General features: G+C 72.7%; 2 protein-coding genes. One reads left to right on the top strand and one right to left on the bottom strand.

The annotated features are described in order from the left end of the window. Window positions 1-813, bottom strand: an 813-nt coding sequence (locus DMH08_RS39065; protein WP_148108661.1) for a TetR/AcrR family transcriptional regulator, incomplete at its 3' end; no start/stop codon positions are given. An 82-nt stretch (window positions 814-895) separates the two neighbouring features. Between DMH08_RS39065 and DMH08_RS39060 the strand changes: the two genes are divergently transcribed. Further along, on the top strand, window positions 896-3,208 hold the full coding sequence (locus tag DMH08_RS39060) for an ATP-binding cassette domain-containing protein (protein WP_051300479.1): 2,313 nt from the start codon (window positions 896-898) through the stop codon (window positions 3,206-3,208). The last annotated feature ends 123 nt before the right edge of the window (window positions 3,209-3,331 follow it).

Below are 3,331 nucleotides of genomic sequence, written 5' to 3'. Positions count from 1 at the left end.
ATCGGACTCCGCGGCGGACGGCTCCGCGGCATCCCCGTCCCCTTGGGCGTTCCCCGCGGAGCCGTCCGCCGCGGAGCCGTCCGCCGCGGAGTCCGATCGCGGCGCGGCCGCGTCGAACGCCGCGTCGTCGAAGGCCCCTTCGGCGCTCAGCCGCGCCACCCGCGGGAACCGCGCCGCGAAGTCCGGCGCGACCTCCTCCAGCGCCCCGCTGCGCGCGTACCACCACTCGTCCTCGGACGTGCCCGTCGCGGCCGCCGCCTGCCGCGCCTCGGCCGCGATCCGCGCCGCGCCCCGCACCACGCTCGACAGCGTCGCCACCGCGCGCCGCGCGTCCCCCGCCGCCAGACCCGCGCCCGACAGCGCGCCCAGCAGCGCCTCCAGCGCCCGGTACTCGTTCGGCCCCAGCACCGGACGCGCCTGCGACACCGCCAGCATCCACGGATGCCGCAGGTAGAGCGCCCAGGTGTCGTCCGCCCACGCCGCCACCGCCGCCCGCCAGCCCCCCGCCGCGCCGTACCCGGCCGGCAGCTCGGCCTGCGCGCGGTCGTACATCAGGTCGACCAGCTCCGCCTTGCCCGGGACATAGGTGTACAGCGCCATCGCGGTGCGGCCCAGCCGCTCCCCGACCGCCCGCATCGACAGCGCCGCCATCCCCTCGGCGTCGGCGACGGCGATCGCCGTGTCCACGATCAGCTCCACGGTCAGCCCCGGCCGCGGCCCGGGACGCGGCGGCCCCCCGGCCGCGCCGTCCCGGACGCGCCACAGCAGATGCATCGAGCGGCGGGCGTCACCCTGCCCGGCGAAGACGACCAACCCGCATCTCCTTATGCCATAAACTGATCCGATCCGACATCTCTTTACGCCCTAAAATATCAAGCCGGGAGTGACGACGCCCATGACCGCCCCACCCAGCCCCGCCACGCCCGCCGCGCCCGCCGGGGCGGGCTCCGGCGCGGCCGCCGACCGCCACGACGTCATCGAGGTCCGCGGCGCCCGGGAGAACAACCTCGCCGGCGTCGACGTCGACATCCCCAAGCGCCGCCTCACCGTGTTCACCGGCGTGTCCGGCTCCGGCAAGTCCTCCCTGGTGTTCGGCACGGTGGCCGCCGAGTCCCAGCGGCTCATCAACGAGACCTACACCGCGTTCATCCAGTCGTTCATGCCCAGCCTCGGCCGCCCCGACGTCGACGCGCTGCGCAACCTGTCCGCCGCCATCGTCGTCGACCAGGAGCGGATGGGCGCCAACTCCCGCTCCACCGTCGGCACCGCCACCGACGCCCACGCCATGCTGCGCATCGTGTTCAGCCGCCTCGGCCAACCCCACGTCGGCACCTCCAGCATGTTCAGCTTCAACAACGCCGAGGGCATGTGCCCCGAATGCGAGGGCCTGGGACGCGTCAGCAGCATCGACGTCGGCGAGCTCGTCGACCGCGACCTGTCCCTCAACGAGGGCGCCATCACCGTCCCCAACTTCGGCGTCGGCACCTGGTACTGGAAGGTGTTCGTCGACTCCGGCCTGTTCGACCCCGACACCCCCCTGCGCGACTACACCGAGCGGCAGTGGGACGACTTCCTCAACAAGCCCGCCACCAAGATCAAGAGCAACGGGATGAACACCAGCTACGAGGGCCTGCTGGTGAAGGTGCGGCGCCTGTACCTCAACAAGGACCGAGAGTCCATGCAGAAGCACATCGGCGCGTTCGTCGACCGCGCCGTGGTGTTCGCCGCCTGCCCCGCCTGCGGCGGCGCCCGCCTCAACGCCGCCGCGCTCGGCAGCCGCATCGCCGGGCGCAACATCGCCGACTGCGCCGCCATGCAGATCAGCGACCTGGCCGACTTCGTCCGCGGCATCGACGCCGAGGAGGTCGCGCCGCTCGTGGCCACCCTGCAGGGCACCCTGGACTCCCTGGTCGAGATCGGCCTGGGCTACCTCAGCCTCGACCGCGAGTCCGCCAGCCTGTCCGGCGGCGAGGCCCAGCGCGTCAAGATGGTCCGGCACCTGGGCTCCAGCCTCACCGACGTCACCTACGTCTTCGACGAGCCCACCGTCGGCCTGCACCCCCACGACATCGCCCGCATGAACGACCTGCTGCTGCGGCTGCGCGACAAGGGCAACACCGTCCTGGTCGTCGAGCACAAGCCGGAGACCATTGCGATCGCCGACCACGTCGTCGACCTCGGCCCCGGCGCCGGCAGCGACGGCGGCCGCATCTGCTACACCGGCGACGTCCCGGGCCTGCGCGCGTCCGGCACCCTCACCGGCCGCCACCTCGACGACCGCGCCCGCCTGCGCGGCACCGTCCGCGAAGCCACCGGCCACCTGGCGATCAAGGGCGCGAACCGGCACAACCTCCGCGACGTCGACGTGGAGATCCCGCTGGGCGTCCTCACCGTCGTCACCGGCGTCGCCGGATCCGGCAAGAGCTCCCTGATCCACGGGTCGCTGCCCGGACGCGACGGCGTCGTCGTGGTCGACCAGTCGCCCGTCCGCGGATCCCGCCGCAGCAACCCCGCCACCTACACCGGCCTGCTGGACGCCGTCCGCACCGCGTTCGCCAAGGCCAACGGCGTCAAGGCCGCCCTGTTCAGCGCCAACTCCGAAGGCGCCTGCCCCCGCTGCAAGGGCATCGGCCTGGTCTACACCGACCTGGCCATGATGGCCGGGGTCGCGACCGTCTGCGAGGAATGCGACGGGCGCCGCTACACCGCCGAGGTCCTCACCTACACGCTGCGCGGCAAGGACATCAGCCAGGTGCTGGCCATGTCCGTCGCCGAGGCCCGCGAGTTCTTCCCCTCCGGGCAGGCCCGCACCGTCCTGGACCGCCTCGACGACGTCGGCCTGGGCTACCTGCGCCTCGGCCAGCCCCTCACCACCCTGTCCGGCGGCGAGCGGCAGCGCCTCAAACTCGCCGTCCACATGGCCGAGAAGGCCGCCGTCTACGTGCTGGACGAACCCACCACCGGCCTGCACCTCGCCGACGTCGGGAAGCTGCTGTCCCTGCTGGACCGCCTCGTCGACGCCGGCAACACCGTCATCGTCATCGAGCACCACCAGGCCGTCATGGCGCACGCCGACTGGATCATCGACCTCGGCCCCGGCGCCGGCCACGACGGCGGCCGCGTCGTCTACACCGGCACCCCCGCCGACCTCGTCGCCGGCGCCGACACCCTCACCGCCCGCCACCTGCGCGACTACGTCACCGCCTGACAGTGATGATGTAGGTGAGCGCCTCCCACCGGGGTCTGACCCACCGCCTGACTGACCTTCGGGTCCTTAACGGGATCTGTCGGCTCCGGCGGGAGGCGCTCGTGTGCACTCACTGGTTGTGGC

This window comes from Actinomadura sp. WAC 06369 (assembly GCF_003947565.1).
Lineage (GTDB): Bacteria > Actinomycetota > Actinomycetes > Streptosporangiales > Streptosporangiaceae > Spirillospora > Spirillospora rifamycini.
This window is presented reverse-complemented; position numbering and strand designations above follow the sequence as displayed.